Raw genomic sequence first — 14,643 nt, forward strand, 5'->3', positions numbered from 1 at the left:
GCTTTCGCCGAATCAGGCTCGTCGACTGTCGTCGCGCAGGCAGGCGACCGTACGGCGACCGCCGCCGTTCTCCTCGGCGACGCCGTGAGTGATCCCGGTGAAGCCGGGCCACCGCTGGGCCAGCACCTGCTCGTGCCGCAGGAAGCGCACGATCGTCTCGCTGATCCGCTCGCCGGGGACCAGCAGCGGGATTCCCGGCGGGTACGGCGTGAGAAGCACCGCGGTCGTCCGGCCGGCCAGCTTCTCCACCGGCACGTGTTCCACCCGCCCGGCCGCCATCGCGGTCCACGCGTCGGCGGGGAGCGTCACCTGCTCGACCGGCTCCGTGTAGATCGCCGTGGTCAGCTCGGCAAGGTCGGCGTCGCGGTAGGTGGCGTGCAGGGCATCGCAGATCTCCCGCAGCCCGAGCCCGGCGTAACCGGGAAACGCGGCGGCGAAGGCCGGCATCAGCCGTTCGATCGCGGCGTTGCCGTCATACGCGCTCTTGAAGCGGTGCAGTTCCGCGACCAGAGAACCCCAGCGGCCCTTGGTGATGCCGATGGTGAAGAGCACGAACAGCGAGTACAGGCCGGTCTTCTCCACCACCACCCCGTGCTCGGCCAGGTAGCGTGCCAGCACCACGCCCGGAATGCTCGGCGAGCCCGGTTCGCTGAACTCACCGTGCACGGTGAGGCCCGGCATGGTGAGCGTGACCTTGATCGGGTCGAGCATGGTGAAACCGTCGTCCACCCGGTCGAAACCGTGCCATGTGGCGTCCGCGGTCAGCTCCCATTCGGACCGTTCGGCCAGTCCGGTCCGGGGCGGGGTGTCCGGCCCCCAGACGCCGTACCACCAGTCCGGCCCACCGGCCGGACGCCCGCCACGCTCCGCGCCGACGCGGATGATGGTGCGGCGGAACTCCATGGCCTCGGTGATCGTCTCCTCCACCAGGGCGTGGCCACGCTTGCCGGCCATCATCTCCGCGGACACGTCGCAACTGGCGATGATGGCGTACTGCGGGCTCGTGGAGGTGTGCATGAGGTAGGCCTGGGCGAAGACCCGGCTGTCGAAGTGGCCGCCGGCGGTGTCCTGAACGAGGATCTGCGACGCCTGCGAGAGACCCGCGAGGAGTTTGTGGGTGGACTGGGTGGCGTAGACGACGGTCCGGGCGGTGCGGGCGCGGTCGTTGGCCACGCCGTGCATCCCGTCGTACAACGGGTGAAAGCCGGCGTGCGGCAACCAGGCCTCGTCGAAGTGGAGGGCGTCGACGACGCCGTCGAGGCTCTCCCGAAGCTCCTCCGCGCGGTAGATGATTCCGTCGTAGGTGGACTGGGTCAGGGCCAGCAGGCGGATCCGTTTGCTCTTGTCGGCGACCAGAGGGCTGGCGTCGATCTTCTCCTGGAGCGCCGCGGCGGTGAACTCCCGCCGCGGGATGGGCCCGATGATGCCGGCCTTGTTGCGGGTCGGCATCAGATAGATCGGCACGGCACCGGTGAGCATGATGGCGTGCAGGACCGACTTGTGGCAGTTGCGGTCCACCGCGACGATGTCGCCCGGGCCGACGAGCGAGTTCCACACGATCTTGTTCGAGGTGGAGGTGCCGTTCGTGACGAAGTAGAGGTGATCCGCGCGGAACGTCTTGGCGGCGAGGCGCTCGCTGTCGGCGATGGGGCCGGTGTGGTCGAGCAGTTGTCCCAGGTCCTCCACCGCGTTGCACACGTCGGCCCGTAACAGGTTCTCACCGAAGAACTCGTGGAAGAGGGTGCCGACCGGGCTCTTCAGGAACGCGGTGCCACCGGAGTGGCCGGGACAGTGCCAGGAGTAGGCGCCGTCGTTCGCGTAGCGCATCAGCGCCGCGAAGAACGGCGGCGCCAGCCGGCCGACGTAGTGGCTCACCTCCCGCTGGATCTTCCGGGCCAGGAAGTCGGGGGTGTCCTCGTAGGCGTTGACGACGCCGTCGATCCGCGAGAGCACCGACTGCGGGACCCTTCTCGCCGTCAGCTGCTCGCCGAACAGCAGGATCGGGACCCGGTCGTTGTGCGCCCGGATGGCCTGCACGAACTCGGCCGCCGCGCGGACGGCGGCCACGTCGGAGGGTTCCTCGGGCCCGTCGGGCGAACGGCGCGCGGTGAGATGCAGCGCGTAGAGGACGGCCGAGCTCGACCGGGCGACATGCGCCATCATTCCCAGCCGCTCCGCGCCCCGCCCCTCGTCGCCGAACCGCCGCAGCTCCAGCCCCGCGCGGACCAGGGCGGCTTCGAGCAGGTCCAGCGGTCGTAGCGCACCGGCGGGACCTTCCATGGGCGTGACGATCGTGACCGGGAACGACACAGTGAACGTCCTCTCGGCGGTAGGGGCGCGAGCCGGCACAGCGGGCCGGGCCCGGTCGCGCTGTCACGCCGTTCGACAACCGCCTGCCCGCGGCACGTGCGTCGCCGTGACCCTAGCCAGGACGGGAGCGATCCGGCTCGGGAACTCCGTGCGGGTCCCCGGGGCGGGTGACATCAACGGATCCGCCGTCATGCGGCTGTCGTCGTGAGCGGCGGTCACGGACCGCCTGAATCTCCGGATGTCCCGGACTACCCTACAAGGGGCAAATCGGGATCAGCTTTCCGGAAAGGTTGCCCGGTGGGAGAATTTCTGGCGCCGCCGACCGGCGCGCGCGGCCGCTTGGTGTCGTCGTACTTTCTGATCGCCATGGCGGCGGTGACCGCGCTCGCCACGGTGTCCGCGCTCCTCCCGCCGGAGTCGCTGATGTTCGGCATGGTGGCGCTCGGTCCCGCGTTGGCCGCACCGGCGGCGAACCCGGCGGCGGTGCTCGCCGTGGGCGGTTACGCGCTCGCCACCAGCTTCGCCGTCTCCACCTGGCAGGGCCTGTTCGGCACCGGCGGTCAGTTCTTCCGGATGCTGTTCGTGGCCAGCGCCACCGTGATCTGCTGGTTCCTGGCGCTCCACCACCATCGGATGTTGCAGATCGCCGCCCGCGCGGCCCGGGAACGCGAGCTTCTGGCCGCGGTCGCCGAGCAGTCAAGCGACGCCATCATCGCGAGCACCCTGGACGGGATCGTCACCGCCTGGAACGGCGGAGCGGAGCGCATGTACGGCTGGACCGCGGCTGAGGCCATCGGCCGTTCGCGGAGCTGATCCTGCCGGCCGACCACCGGGACACCGCGGAACCGGTGATGGCCAAGCTGGCAGCCGGCGAGCAGATCCACCTCAGCGAGTCAGTCCGGGTCCGCAAGGACGGCACGCCGTTCCTGGCGGCGGTCACCGTCTGGCCGGTCCGTGACGAGAACGGCGCCGTGGTCGCCGCGGCCGCCACCGAGAGGGACGTCACCGAGGAGAACACGGCCCGGGAACGCTCGGCACGGGCCGACCGGATGGAGAGCCTCGGCCAGCTCGCCGGTGGGGTCGCGCACGACTTCAACAACCTGCTCGCGATCATCATGAACTACGCCGACTTCTTGACCGAGGAGGTCACCGGGGACGCGGCGGACGACCTGGCGAGGATCCGTAACGCCGCCGACCGGGCCAAGTCGCTCACCAGCCAGCTGTTGCTGTTCGCCAAGCGGGAGCCCACGCAGGTCGAGGTCATCGACCTGAACCAGGCGGTCATCGAGGCCGACGAACTGCTCGGCCGCACCATCGGCGAGAACATCCGGCTGGTCAGCCGGCCGGCTCGCGAGCCGCTGCCGGTCCGGGCCAACCGCGGCCGGCTCGACCAGATCCTGCTCAACCTCGTGATCAACGCACGGGACGCGATGCCGGACGGCGGCGTCGTGTCGGTCGAGACCGACCTCGTCGAACTGGACGAGGGACCGTCGGCCACACTCCCGCCCGGCAGCTACGCCCGGCTCACGGTCTGCGACAACGGCTGCGGGATGACCGCCGAGGTCCGCGACCGGCTCTTCGAGCCGTTCTTCACCACCAAACCCGCCGATCGGGGTACGGGACTCGGGCTGGCCACCGTGTACGGCATCGTGGGCGACGCCGGCGGCGCCATCGGGGTCGAGTCGGCCCCGGGCGACGGCACGACGTTCCGCATCCTCCTGCCGTCGGCGGCCACGGCGGCGCACGCGAAGACCGGGCCGGCGCCGGACGAGATCGGCCACGGTGACGGCCGGCTCATCATGGTGGTCGAGGACGATGACTTCGTCAGCGATCTGGTGGTCCGCGTCCTGCAGAACAACGGCTACCGCGCCACCACTCTCGGCGAACACTCCCTCGCCGACGTCGACATCCACGGCATCTCCCTCTTGCTCGCCGACGTCGTGCTGCGCGGCCGTTCCGGTCCGGTGCTGGCGGCCCGGCTGCGGGCTCGCCGGCCGGACCTGCCGGTGCTGTTCATGTCGGGTTACAGCGACGTGGAGGTGCGCCGCGAGCACGGGATCGACGCGGCCACCCCGATCCTGCAGAAGCCTTTCACCGCCGTCGAGCTGCTGGCCGGCGTGGACGCGGCGTTGTCCAGCGTCGCGGTGGTCCAGCACGCGAAGGGCGTCTGACAGCCGATCCGCGCCGCCGGCGCCCGGCCACGAGATCACCACTCGAACTGCGGGCCCCGGATCGTGCCGCCGGGAAGCAGCGGCCGCCCGGTGTACTCCCAGCTCTGCGCGATCACGTAACGCCGTCCGCGCGGGGCCTGCAGATCGACCGGGCCACAGCTGTGTTTGAGCAGGAAGTCGGTGAACATCATCGCCTGACAGTGGTGCGGGCCGGCCACCACCTCGTCGGTCTCGGCGTCGCGGACGGTGAGGGAGATGTCGGCCTGCACGCCGGGCGACGCCTCCATGTCACCGCGCACCCGGATCGCCGGGCCGAGCGCGTGGCACGGCTGGGCCAGCACCGGATGGCCGATGTCCCAGGCGTATTTCTCACCGCAGCGCCAGGGGCTGAACTCCACCGAGGCGCCGACCTCGCCCGGGCCGGCGGTGGCCCCGATCTGCGCCGGCCCCACGGTCGCTCCGATCGGGGGCGGCCCGCCGGTCGCCTGGGCTTCGGCACGGCGGGGCGCACCGCCTCCGCCGCCGGCCGGGGCGCCGGCGCTCAGGCCGAGTCCGGCGGCCACCACCGGCGGCACGGACCGTGCGCCTGCCACCGAGGGCGCCGGACCGGACGACGGACCGGTGGCCGGCCCACCGCCGTGCGACGGCCCGGGCCCGGCGGCAGCGGGCGCGGTCCGGTCGTCGCGTAACTGCCACGCCTGGTAGCCGCCCCATCCGCTGACGGCGAGCATCCCGGCGACCAGGGCCACCACCAGACCGTGACGCCCGAACAGCCAGCTCCGCGGGCCGTTGCGCGGCGGCCGGCGTGCGGAACGCGCCTTCGAGGGATGTACGGGCCCGCGATCCGGGTTCGGCACGCTCCCCTGCGGGCCCCGCGGCTCGGGCGGCACGGCGTCCGCCGGGGCGGGCAGGGCCGCGACACCGGCGGTCCGCCGGGCGAGTTCACGCAGGGTGTCCTGAAGCTCGGCGGCCGACGGCCGCCGCTGCGGGTCCTTGTCGAGGCACTCCTCGATCACCCGCCACACCTCGTCGGGTATTCCGGCGGGTCGCGGCGGCGCGTCCTCCAGGTGGCCGTGCAGGACCGCGAACGGCTCGCCGACGAACGGGGTGTGCCCGCAGACCAGTTCGTAGAGCGTGATGCCGAGCGCGTAGACGTCCGCCGACGGCGCCGCCTCACCTCCGCTGATCGTCTCCGGCGCCATGTAGTGCGGCGTGCCGATGACCGCGTGCGGGGTGGTGAGGCCGGCGGCGTCGAGGACCCGGGCGATGCCGAAGTCGGTCAGCCGCACCTCGGCGCTGTCGCGGACGCCGCTGAGCAGGATGTTGTCGGGTTTGACGTCGCGGTGCACCACGCCGAGCGCGTGGGTCTCGGCCAGGGCCGTGGCGACCTGCGCCAGCAGTCGCGCCGCCTCGGCGGCGGTCAGCGTGCCGACCGCGCGCAGCCGGTCGCGCAGGCTGCCCCCGGCCACGAAGTCCATGACCAGGCCGATGGACTCGCCGACGCTGAACAGGTCGCGGACCCCGACGATGTTCTGGTGGCGGACCATCATGAGGATGGTCCGCTCCTGCACGAAGCGGGTGACCAGCTTGGGCTGCCGGAGCAGGCCCTCGTGCAGCAGCTTGACGGCGACCTGCTCGCCGGTGGACCGGTCGACGCCGCGCCACACCGTGCCGGTGGCGCCCTGCCCTACCGGGCGGACCAGGATGTACGACTTGCCGACGCACCGGCCGCTGAGGTCGACGGTGCCGGGCTCTTCGGGACCAGAACCGGATCCGTTGAGGGAGAGGGACGGCTGCACGTGTCTGCCGTGTCCTTTCTGTGCGGTGACGGAACGGGTCGAAACGCCGCCGATCGTGTCGGCGGCGAGTTCGGATGGCAAGGCGCCGATGCCCGAACCGTCAGGAATCGTCAGGCTTGTCAGGCGGTCGTCACCGGCCGGAACGCGGTTCGTTAGCCCCTCATGCCGTTTCCGCGATGCGGTCAGCGGGACGAGTCCAGCGACCGCAGCGCGATCTCCAGTTCCAGACGCAGGCGCGGATCCCGCAGCTGGGCGCCGAACAGGTCGGTCAGCGCGCGCAGGCGGTGACGGACGGTCTGCGGATGTACGTGCAGGTGGGCGGCCACCGCGTTCGCGTTCATGTTGAGCGTCAGCCAAGCCAGCAGCGTCTCGGCGAGCAGCCGGCGCTTGTCCTCGCGCAGCGTGGCGAGCGGCGCGAGCCGCCTCTCGGCGAGGGCGGCGAGCAGCGCCTCGTCCTGGAAGAGCACGAGGGTGGCCAGGTGGTCGCCGCACCAGATCACCCGGTCACGGGGTATCCGCTTACGTGCGGCGAGGTCGAGGGCGAGGCGGGCCCAGCGCAACGACTTTCCGGCGTCGGCGGGCGCCACCGGCAGCCCCACTGCCGCGTGGTGGCCGCCCAGGCCGTTGACGAGCGCACGTACCCGCGCACGGCCGTCCGGATCCGGGACGATCAGGCAGGGCGGGACATGGTCGAAAGCGGCGAGTATCTCGGGCGGCAGCATCGGCGGCTGGGCCGGTGAGCCTGCGGCGACGGCCACGGCGGCGACGCGGCGCGGCATGCGCCACCCGGCCGCGGTGGCGGCGGCGGCCAGCGCCCGCTCGGACGGCGCGGGGTCGGCGATGAGCAGGTCCAGCAGGCGGCGCCGGCGGCGGGCCAGCTCACCGGCTTCGGTCGCCTGCGCCTGCGCGTACCCCTCGGCCGTGGCTTCGGCGATCTCGTCGGCGTTGTCGAAGATCGCTTCGGCGAGCCACGCGACCGCGTCCGGCGGCAACGCGTGGCGCTCCCGCAGCGCGCCCAGACGCCGGTTCGCCACCCGCGCGCAGATGCGGACCGCCGCGTGCAGGGCGTCCAGGCTGCGGCCGGCCCGCATCTCGTTCGCGCCGACCGTGCGGTAGATCTCGCGCCAGTCGGCGGCCTTGCCGCGGGTGTCGTGTGCGCGCGGGTGGATGTGCTGGTCGAGCAGCTCGGTGTAGCGGCGCAGCGCCAGGTCAACGCCCCACCGCAGCATCCGGGCCTCCTGCTCGTCGGCGGTGGACGCGTACCCGGGAATCCGGTCCTGGATCTCGCGCACCATCTCCTCGGTGGACCCGAGGATGTCCGCGTGCAGCAGTTCGGCGGTGGCCGCCAAGGTCCGGCCCGTCGAGCCGGTGAAGATCGTCGCGTCACGCATCGTCATGTCACGGTCCCGCCCGTCCGGTGCCGCCGTCCATGGCACGCATCCAGCGATGCCCTTCGATCCCGTTCCGCAACGGTATACCCCGCGTGCGGCGACGCGGCCTGATGCGCGTGGCGGTGACACTTCCCGACGCGATTACCAGCACTTACGTGAGTATCGCGGCCACCCGGGGCCTCGTTAGCTTCGTGCCTCCACCACACAGATGCAGAGGTGATCGCTATGCGTTTCGCTCTTCCCACCGGCCGGGGACGCACCGGCGTCCTGCTCGCCGCCGCGCTGCTGGCCACCGGCGGCGCGGTGACGGCGACCAGTTCCGCGGCCTCCGCCGCGGCTTGCGCGGATGTCGACGTGGTCGTCGCCCGGGGCACCAGCGAGCCGGGCCGTCTGGGGATCATCGTGGGCGACCCGGTGTACTCCGCGATCCAGCGACGGCTGATCGGCGCCACGTCGAGCAGCCACGCGGTCGACTACCCCGCCAGTGTCAGCCCCACCTCGGTGACCGCCGGCAACCGGGCCCTGGTCGAACACGTCACCGCCCAGGCACAGGAGTGCCCCGACCAGCGGTTCGTGCTCGTCGGGTACTCCCAGGGCGCCAACGTGGTGGGCAACTCGCTCGGCATCAGCTCGCAGGGCGCCGCCGTGGGCGGCCCGGTCGTCGCCACCATCCCCGCGGCGGTCCAGCCCCGGGTCGCGGCCGTGCTGGTGTTCGGGTACCCGCTGCGCAAGCTCGGCCGTGGCATCACCGGCGTCTACGCCGAGCGGACCCTCGACATCTGCGCGAACCGGGACGTGGTGTGCGACCCGCGGGGCGCCAGCACGCTGGCCCACCTGAGCTACGGCGACGACGCGAGCCGGGCCGCCGCGTTCGCGGTCGGCCGCCTCTAGCCCACGTCACACCCCCCATGGCGATGGGCCCGGCCGTCCGGCCGGGCCCATCGCCGTCGCGGCGGCGGTGACGGGGGTGGCGGCGGCCTCAAGCCGGGCACTCGGTCGGCCGCAGCAGCGGGTCCGGGCCGACCGACCGCAGAACCAGGGCCGTGACGAGCGGGTCCGTCGGCAGGGCGCTGTGCGAGACGCGGGCCCGGGGGCAGATCTCCTGCAGCGCCACGTTCACCGCGCCGTCCAGCCGGGCCGAGTCCGGTGGCTGCACCGTCTCGTCGTCGTTCGTCCAGATCGACAGCCAAGGCAGGCCCTCGGGCAGGTCGGAGTCGTCGATGTCGTCGAGCAGGTCGCTTCCGGGAGCGAGCTGGCGGCAGGCCTCCGGGCAGGACCGGGGGACCAGAGCCGCGCCCATGCCCGCGATCCGGGTGCCGTGCAGCGGTGAACCGAGGGTGACGATGCGGCGGGCGACCGTCGCGCCGTCGTACCGGTCCACCCACAGCCGGGCCACCACCCCGCCGGCGGAATAGCCGATCAGGTCGACCGACGGCGCGCCGGCGGTCAGCTCCCGGCGGACGGCCTGCTCCAGGCTGTCGGCCTGGACCCGCAGGTCGCCCGTGCCGCCGTCGGGCAGGGTGATCACCTGCGCGGTCCGGCCCGCCGTGCCCAGCCGCCGCGCGAGCTGCGACAGCGCCGCCTGGCTGCCGCCGTACCCGGGGACCAGCAGCACCGTCCCCGGCTGTGCCTGATCCGGCCGGGTGAGCGGTCCGTCGTCGGCGAACCGCCGCGCGACGACCACGCCGAGCACCACCAGGACGGCGGCCACGACGGCGCAGAGGATCACCGTTCGGCGGGGTGCGGACACCCGTCCATGATGCCGCGCCGACCGATCACGGCGGGCGACGATCCGCGAGTCGCGAGGGGCCGCGGCGCGGGAACGGTCCCGCGGGCGGCAGCCGTCCTGGTGACAGGGCCGCCGGGACGCGAGCGGCGCGACGGCGACCAGCGCGGGCACTCCCCGGGTGTGCGCCCGGTCATGGCCGTCGGCATCACGGACGGTTATGGTCACCGCCATGCCGGAAACCGCCACCCTTCCGTTCGACGCCGTGCTCTTCGACTGCGACGGGGTGCTCGTCGACTCCGAACGCATCACGAACACCGTGCTCCGGGAGATGCTGCACGAACTCGGCTGGCAGGTCTCCGCGGCGGACTGTTTCCGGCTCTTCGTGGGCCGCGCGCTCCGCGACGAGGTCGCGGTGATCACCGCACACACCGGTTTCACCGTGACCGACGAGTGGCTGGGCGAGTTCCGTCGGCGCCGTAACGACGCCCTCGTGCGCGATCTGCTGCCGATTCCCGGGGCGGTCGCCGCCGTCCGGGAGATCGACCGGCTCTACCGCGGCAACCTGGCCTGTGCCAGCGGCGCCGACCGCCACAAGGTCGAGTTGCAGCTCACCAAGGTCGGCCTGGACGCCGTGTTCGCCGGCAAGATCTTCAGCGGCATGGAGACACCCCGGAGCAAGCCCGCCCCCGACGTCTATCTGGCGGCCGCGGCCGCCCTCGGCGTCGACCCGGCCCGCACCGCCGTCATCGAGGACACTCCGACCGGTGTCCGTGCCGGGGTGGCCGCCGGGGCGACGGTCTTCGGCTACTGCCCGCCGGAGAGCCCGTCCCACAACGTCCCGCAGGTGCTGCTGGACGCCGGCGCCGCCGGCACCTTCACCGACATGGCCGGCCTGCCCGCGCTTCTGGCCGGTCTGCCCGCGTCCCGCCCGGGGCGCTGATCGCGGCGGTTCGCGCGGCCACCCGGCGGGCGCCGGCCGGGACCCGCCGGTGAGCCCGGCGGGGCGGCGTCAGGTGCGGGACCGCAGCACTCCCGCGCCGTTGCGGACCTCGAAGACCAGGTGAGTCTCGGTCTGGCGGACGACCCGGTGCGTGGTGACGTACTGCAGCACGAAGTCGCGCAGCGCCTCGGCGTTCTCGACGGCGACGTGCAGGTAGAAGTCGTCGGCGCCGGCGACGTGGAAGGCCTGCAGCACGCCCGGGGTCGCGGCCAGGGCGTCGTACAACTGATTGACGTTGGCCATGGTGTGGCTGCCCAACCGCACCATGATGATCGCCTGCAGCGGACATCCGAGCAGCGCCAGATCGAGCTGCGCGCGGGTGCCGGTGATGACGCCCGCCTCGCGCAGCGCCCGGACGCGGTAGGCGCAGGTCGACTCGGCCAGGCCGAGGCGGCCGGCGAGCGCCTTGTTGGTCACGTCGGCGTTCTCGGAGAGCGCTCTGAGCAACTGATGATCGACGTGGTCGAGGGTGGTCGCGGGGCCGACCGCACGCCGCGGCGGTTGCGGGTTTCGCAATGTGATCGCTCCCAACTCGCTGCCGTGTTGCTGAGAAAGGCGAATCACGGCGTACGCCTTGCTGATTCGACAGCGACTCTATGTTCGCGTTGGGTTTTCCGGAAACCTACCTCCATGACGAGCCCCCTGCACAGCGACTCGGTGGCCGTGCACGCCGGCCGTGAGGACTTCACCGCGCTCGGCGTGCACGCCCCTCCTCTTGATCTGTCGTCGACGTATCCGCTGCCGGATCTGGCCCGCGGCGGCGAGTCCTACGAGGCCATGGCGGGTGGCGGCTATCCGCTGGCGGACGGCGGCGCCGTCTACGCCCGGCTGTGGAACCCGACGGTGGCCCGATTCGAGGCCGCTCTGGCGCAACTGGAGCACACCGACACGGCGGTCGCGTTCTCCTCGGGCATGGCGGCGATGACGGCGGCGATCCTGGCGCACACGACGATGGCCGGCAAACGGCACGTCGTGGCGGTGCGGCCGCTGTACGGCGGCACCGACCATCTGCTGGCCACCGGCCTGCTGGGCGCGGAGGTGACGTTCTGCGCCGAGGAGGAGGTCGCCGGCGCGGTACGGGCCGACACCGGCCTGGTGATCCTGGAGACGCCGGCGAACCCGACGCTGGATCTGGTCGACATCGCGGCCGTCGTCGCGCAGGCCGGTGCGGTCCCGGTGCTGGTGGACAACACCTTCGCGACGCCGGTCCTGCAGAATCCGGTTACTCTCGGGGCCACCATGGCTCTGCACAGCGCGACCAAGTACCTCGGCGGGCACGGCGACGTCGTCGCCGGCGTGATCGCCTGCGGCGAGGAGACCGCCGGCAGGCTGCGGCAGGTCCGGGCCGTCACCGGCGGGCTGCTGCACCCGTGGGGCGCCTACCTGCTGCACCGGGGCCTGGCGACGCTCCCGGTCCGGGTGCGCGCCCAGCAGGACAACGCGCGCCGTGTCGCCGACTGGCTGGCGCGGCACCCGGCTGTCGCACGGGTGCACTATCCCGGCGCCGACGGCGACCCGCGCGGCCTGCTGGGCCGGCAGATGCGCGGCCCGGGGGCGATGGTCTCCGTCGCGCTGCGCGGCGGGTTCGATGCCGCCTGCCGTCTGACCTCGAGCACCCGCCTGTTCACCCACGCTGTCTCTCTCGGCGGCGTCGACTCCCTGATCCAGCATCCGGCCGCCCTCACCCACCGGCCCGTCGCGCCGCACGCCCGCCCGTCCGCCGACGTGGTCCGGCTCTCCGTCGGCCTCGAGCACGTCGGCGACCTGATCGCCGACCTCCAGCAGGCACTCACCGCCACCGTCCCCGCTTCCACCCGGAGAACCACGTGAACGACTCCTCCCCCGGCGCCGACGCCGTCGCCGACGTCGCCGTCCTGCGCGAGATCGCCCGCCGGGTGCTGTGGCTGTCGGCGTCGATCGTCGACGCCGCCAACGCCGGGCGGCCGAACGACTCCGGGGTCAAGGTCGGCGGCCATCAGGCCTCCAGCGCCTCGATGGTCGACATCATGGTGGCCCTGTGGTTCGCCGAGCTGACCGCCCAGGACCGGGTGTCGGTCAAGCCGCACGCCTCCCCCGTGCTGCACGCCATCAACTATCTGCTCGGCGACCTCGACGAGTCCTACCTGCCGATGCTGCGCGCCAAGGGCGGCCTGCAGTCGTACCCCTCGCGGTTGAAGGACCCCGGCACCGTCGACTTCTCCACCGGGTCGGTCGGGATCGGCGCGACCGCCGCGCTGTGGGCGGCGATGGCCCATCGCTATCTGGCCTCCCAATTCTCCGGTACGCCCACCGGCGGCCGGTTCGTCAGCCTGCTCGGTGACGCCGAACTCGACGAGGGCGCGATCTGGGAAGCGGTCATGGACCCGGCCGTGGCGAAGATGGGCGAGCTGCTGTGGGTCGTGGACCTCAACCGGCAGTCCCTGGACCGGGTCGTCCCCGACATCCAGATCGCCAAACTGCAGGGGATGTTCGCGGCGGCCGGCTGGCAGGTGGTCGTTCTCAAGTGGGGACGGATCATCTCGGAGCTGTTCGACCGGCCCGGCGGGCAGGTGCTGCGGGCCCGGCTGGAAGCCATGCCGAACGAGGAGTACCAGCGGATGCTGAGGGCCGGGCCGGCGCAGACCGCCGACCGGATCCTCGCCGCGAGCGAGACGCTGCCGGGCGCGGCCGAGCTCAAGGCGCTGCTGGACGACATCGACCCGGCCGAGCTGGCCGCCGCCGTGCGTGACCTCGGCGGCCACGACCTCGGGCTGCTCGTCGACACGTTCCGCGCCGTCGACACGCATCGCCCGACCGTGGTGTTCGCCTACACCGTCAAAGGCCGCGGCCTGCCGACCGAGGGGCACCCCAACAACCATTCCGCGCTGCTGTCGGGCGTACAGATGGATGTTCTCGCGGCCTCCTCGGGCATGGACCGCTCGGCGCCGTGGCAGCGTTTCGCCGCCGGCACGCCGGCCGGGCGGCTGTGCGGCGACCGCGGGCGCGCGCTGCGCCGGGAACCGGTCGCGGCGCCGGCGCCGGTGCCCGTGCCGGCCCAGCTGGGCCACGCCTACCGTAAGCCGATCAGCACCCAGGCCGCGCTCGGCCGGCTGCTGGCCGACCTGCCGCGCGACGCGCCGGCAGCGGCCGCCCGGGTGGTCACCTGCTCCCCCGACGTCGCCTCCTCCACCAACCTGGGCGGCTGGATCAACAAGACCGGCGTCTGGTCGGTGCAGGACCGCCGCGACTGGTTCGCCGACGACGCGGAACGAGTGCTGCGCTGGCAGGAGAACAGCAACGGCCAGCACATCGAGCTCGGCATCGCCGAGGTGAACCTGGTGTCGCTGCTCGGCGAGCTCGGCGCGACCTGGTCCCGCTGGGGCGAACGGCTCATCCCCATCGCGACGCTGTACGACCCGTTCGTCTCCCGCGCCCTGGAACCCTGGTCGTACGGCATCTACGCCGGCGGCCAGTCGATCCTGGTCGGGACGCCGTCCGGGGTGACCCTGGCGCCCGAGGGCGGGGCACACCAGTCGATCACGACGCCGTCGATCGGCCTGGAACAGCCGGGATGCGTCGCCTGGGAGCCGGCTTTCCCGCAGGACCTGGAGTGGTGTTTCCTGCACGCGATGAGCCGGGTCGGCGTGGACGGGGGCACGTCCGCGTACTTCCGGCTCTCCACCCGGCCGATCGACCCGCGGGTCGCCGGGCTGCCCGACGACCCGGGCCTGACGGAACGCCGGCGACGGCAGGCGGTCGCCGGCGGCTACCGGCTCCCGGCCGGGCACACACCGGGGCAGGAGGAGGTCACCCTCGTCGGGGTCGGCGCGATCATGCCGGAGGTGATCGCGGCCGCGCGGGCCCTGAACGAGCAGGGGGTCAACGCCGGCGTCGTCTGCCTGACCAGCCCGGACCTGGTGTTCCGGTCGTTCCAGCAGCGCGGCAGCCGGGACGCCGGGCTGGGCGGCGCCATCGTGGACGAGCTGTTCCCGGCCGAGCACCGGTCACCGCTGGTCACGGTGCACGACGGGCATCCGCACACCCTGGCGTTCCTCGGCGCCGTCCGCGGCGACCGGATCCGCTGCCTCGGGGTGACCGAGTTCGGGCAGTCATCGAGTCTGGCCGACGCCTATCGGTTGCACGGTATCGACACCGCGTCGATCGTGGACGCGGCGCTGACCGTGACGTCGCGCTGACCGGTGCGGCAGCCGGCTCTCCCCAAGCCGGCGGGGGTGCCGCGGACCGCTCGGGTCTCGTACGCCTC

10 protein-coding genes and 1 pseudogene are annotated in these 14,643 nt (G+C 72.6%); 6 read left to right on the forward strand and 5 right to left on the reverse strand.

What is annotated here, in order from left to right; all coding sequences use genetic code 11:
• Positions 1-12: 12 nt before the first annotated feature.
• Positions 13-2,280: an arginine/lysine/ornithine decarboxylase gene (locus QLQ12_RS09070; RefSeq protein WP_282758596.1), complete on the reverse strand. Its 2,268-nt coding sequence runs from the start codon at positions 2,278-2,280 to the stop codon at positions 13-15.
• 663 nt (positions 2,281-2,943) lie between these two features.
• On the opposite strand from QLQ12_RS09070, the pseudogene QLQ12_RS47045 reads away from it, so the two are divergent.
• Together QLQ12_RS47045 and QLQ12_RS47050 are read left to right on the forward strand one after the other, a co-directional pair.
• A pseudogene (locus QLQ12_RS47045) lies at positions 2,944-3,281 on the forward strand (PAS domain-containing protein); the annotation flags it as partial.
• A gap of 144 nt (positions 3,282-3,425) precedes the next feature.
• Positions 3,426-4,481: an ATP-binding protein gene (locus QLQ12_RS47050; RefSeq protein ID WP_407651449.1), complete on the forward strand. Its 1,056-nt coding sequence runs from the start codon at positions 3,426-3,428 to the stop codon at positions 4,479-4,481.
• A 35-nt stretch (positions 4,482-4,516) separates the two neighbouring features.
• On the opposite strand, the gene QLQ12_RS09085 is transcribed toward QLQ12_RS47050, so the two are convergent.
• A complete protein-coding gene (locus QLQ12_RS09085) occupies positions 4,517-6,280 on the reverse strand; it encodes a serine/threonine-protein kinase (RefSeq protein WP_282758598.1) in 1,764 nt (587 codons plus the stop codon).
• Positions 6,281-6,462: 182 nt separating this feature from the next.
• The gene (locus QLQ12_RS09090) at positions 6,463-7,677 is read right to left on the reverse strand and encodes a PucR family transcriptional regulator (protein ID WP_282758600.1); all 1,215 of its coding nucleotides are present in this window, start codon (positions 7,675-7,677) and stop codon (positions 6,463-6,465) included.
• Between the two features lie 219 nt (positions 7,678-7,896).
• Between QLQ12_RS09090 and QLQ12_RS09095 the strand changes: the two genes are divergently transcribed.
• A complete protein-coding gene (locus tag QLQ12_RS09095; protein WP_282758602.1) occupies positions 7,897-8,562 on the forward strand; it encodes a cutinase family protein in 666 nt (221 codons plus the stop codon).
• Positions 8,563-8,650: 88 nt separating this feature from the next.
• On the opposite strand, the gene QLQ12_RS09100 is transcribed toward QLQ12_RS09095, so the two are convergent.
• Entirely contained in the window at positions 8,651-9,631 is a 981-nt protein-coding gene (locus tag QLQ12_RS09100; protein ID WP_282758604.1) for an esterase/lipase family protein, read from the reverse strand.
• Between QLQ12_RS09100 and QLQ12_RS09105 the strand changes: the two genes are divergently transcribed.
• Positions 9,630-10,340, forward strand: a complete 711-nt coding sequence (locus QLQ12_RS09105) for an HAD family hydrolase (protein WP_282758605.1) — start codon at positions 9,630-9,632, stop codon at positions 10,338-10,340. The genes QLQ12_RS09100 and QLQ12_RS09105 overlap by 2 nt on opposite strands.
• Positions 10,341-10,409: 69 nt before the next feature.
• Here the strand turns inward: QLQ12_RS09105 and QLQ12_RS09110 are convergent, their stop codons facing one another.
• Positions 10,410-10,916, reverse strand: coding sequence for an Lrp/AsnC family transcriptional regulator (locus tag QLQ12_RS09110; protein ID WP_282758606.1), 507 nt, complete (start codon positions 10,914-10,916; stop codon positions 10,410-10,412).
• Positions 10,917-11,030: 114 nt separating this feature from the next.
• On the opposite strand from QLQ12_RS09110, the gene QLQ12_RS09115 reads away from it, so the two are divergent.
• On the forward strand, positions 11,031-12,230 hold the full coding sequence (locus QLQ12_RS09115) for a trans-sulfuration enzyme family protein (protein ID WP_282758607.1): 1,200 nt from the start codon (positions 11,031-11,033) through the stop codon (positions 12,228-12,230).
• Entirely contained in the window at positions 12,227-14,575 is a 2,349-nt protein-coding gene (locus tag QLQ12_RS09120) for a transketolase-like TK C-terminal-containing protein (protein WP_282758608.1), read from the forward strand. Before QLQ12_RS09115 ends, QLQ12_RS09120 begins: the two co-directional genes overlap by 4 nt.
• The last annotated feature ends 68 nt before the right edge of the window (positions 14,576-14,643 follow it).

It is taken from the genome of Actinoplanes sandaracinus, from assembly GCF_030009775.1.
Lineage (GTDB): Bacteria > Actinomycetota > Actinomycetes > Mycobacteriales > Micromonosporaceae > Actinoplanes > Actinoplanes sandaracinus.

Excerpts from the sequence above, each read along its gene's own strand:
- QLQ12_RS09115 (WP_282758607.1), top strand. The coding sequence starts at position 11,031 with ATGACGAGCCCCCTGCACAGCGACTCGGTGGCCGTGCACGCCGGCCGT.
- QLQ12_RS09100 (WP_282758604.1), bottom strand. The coding sequence starts at position 9,631 with ATGGCGGTGACCATAACCGTCCGTGATGCCGACGGCCATGACCGGGCG.
- QLQ12_RS09095 (WP_282758602.1), top strand. The coding sequence starts at position 7,897 with ATGCGTTTCGCTCTTCCCACCGGCCGGGGACGCACCGGCGTCCTGCTC.
- QLQ12_RS09070 (WP_282758596.1), bottom strand. The coding sequence starts at position 2,280 with ATGGAAGGTCCCGCCGGTGCGCTACGACCGCTGGACCTGCTCGAAGCC.
- QLQ12_RS09090 (WP_282758600.1), bottom strand. The coding sequence starts at position 7,677 with ATGACGATGCGTGACGCGACGATCTTCACCGGCTCGACGGGCCGGACC.
- QLQ12_RS47050 (WP_407651449.1), top strand. The coding sequence starts at position 3,426 with ATGAACTACGCCGACTTCTTGACCGAGGAGGTCACCGGGGACGCGGCG.
- QLQ12_RS09105 (WP_282758605.1), top strand. The coding sequence starts at position 9,630 with ATGCCGGAAACCGCCACCCTTCCGTTCGACGCCGTGCTCTTCGACTGC.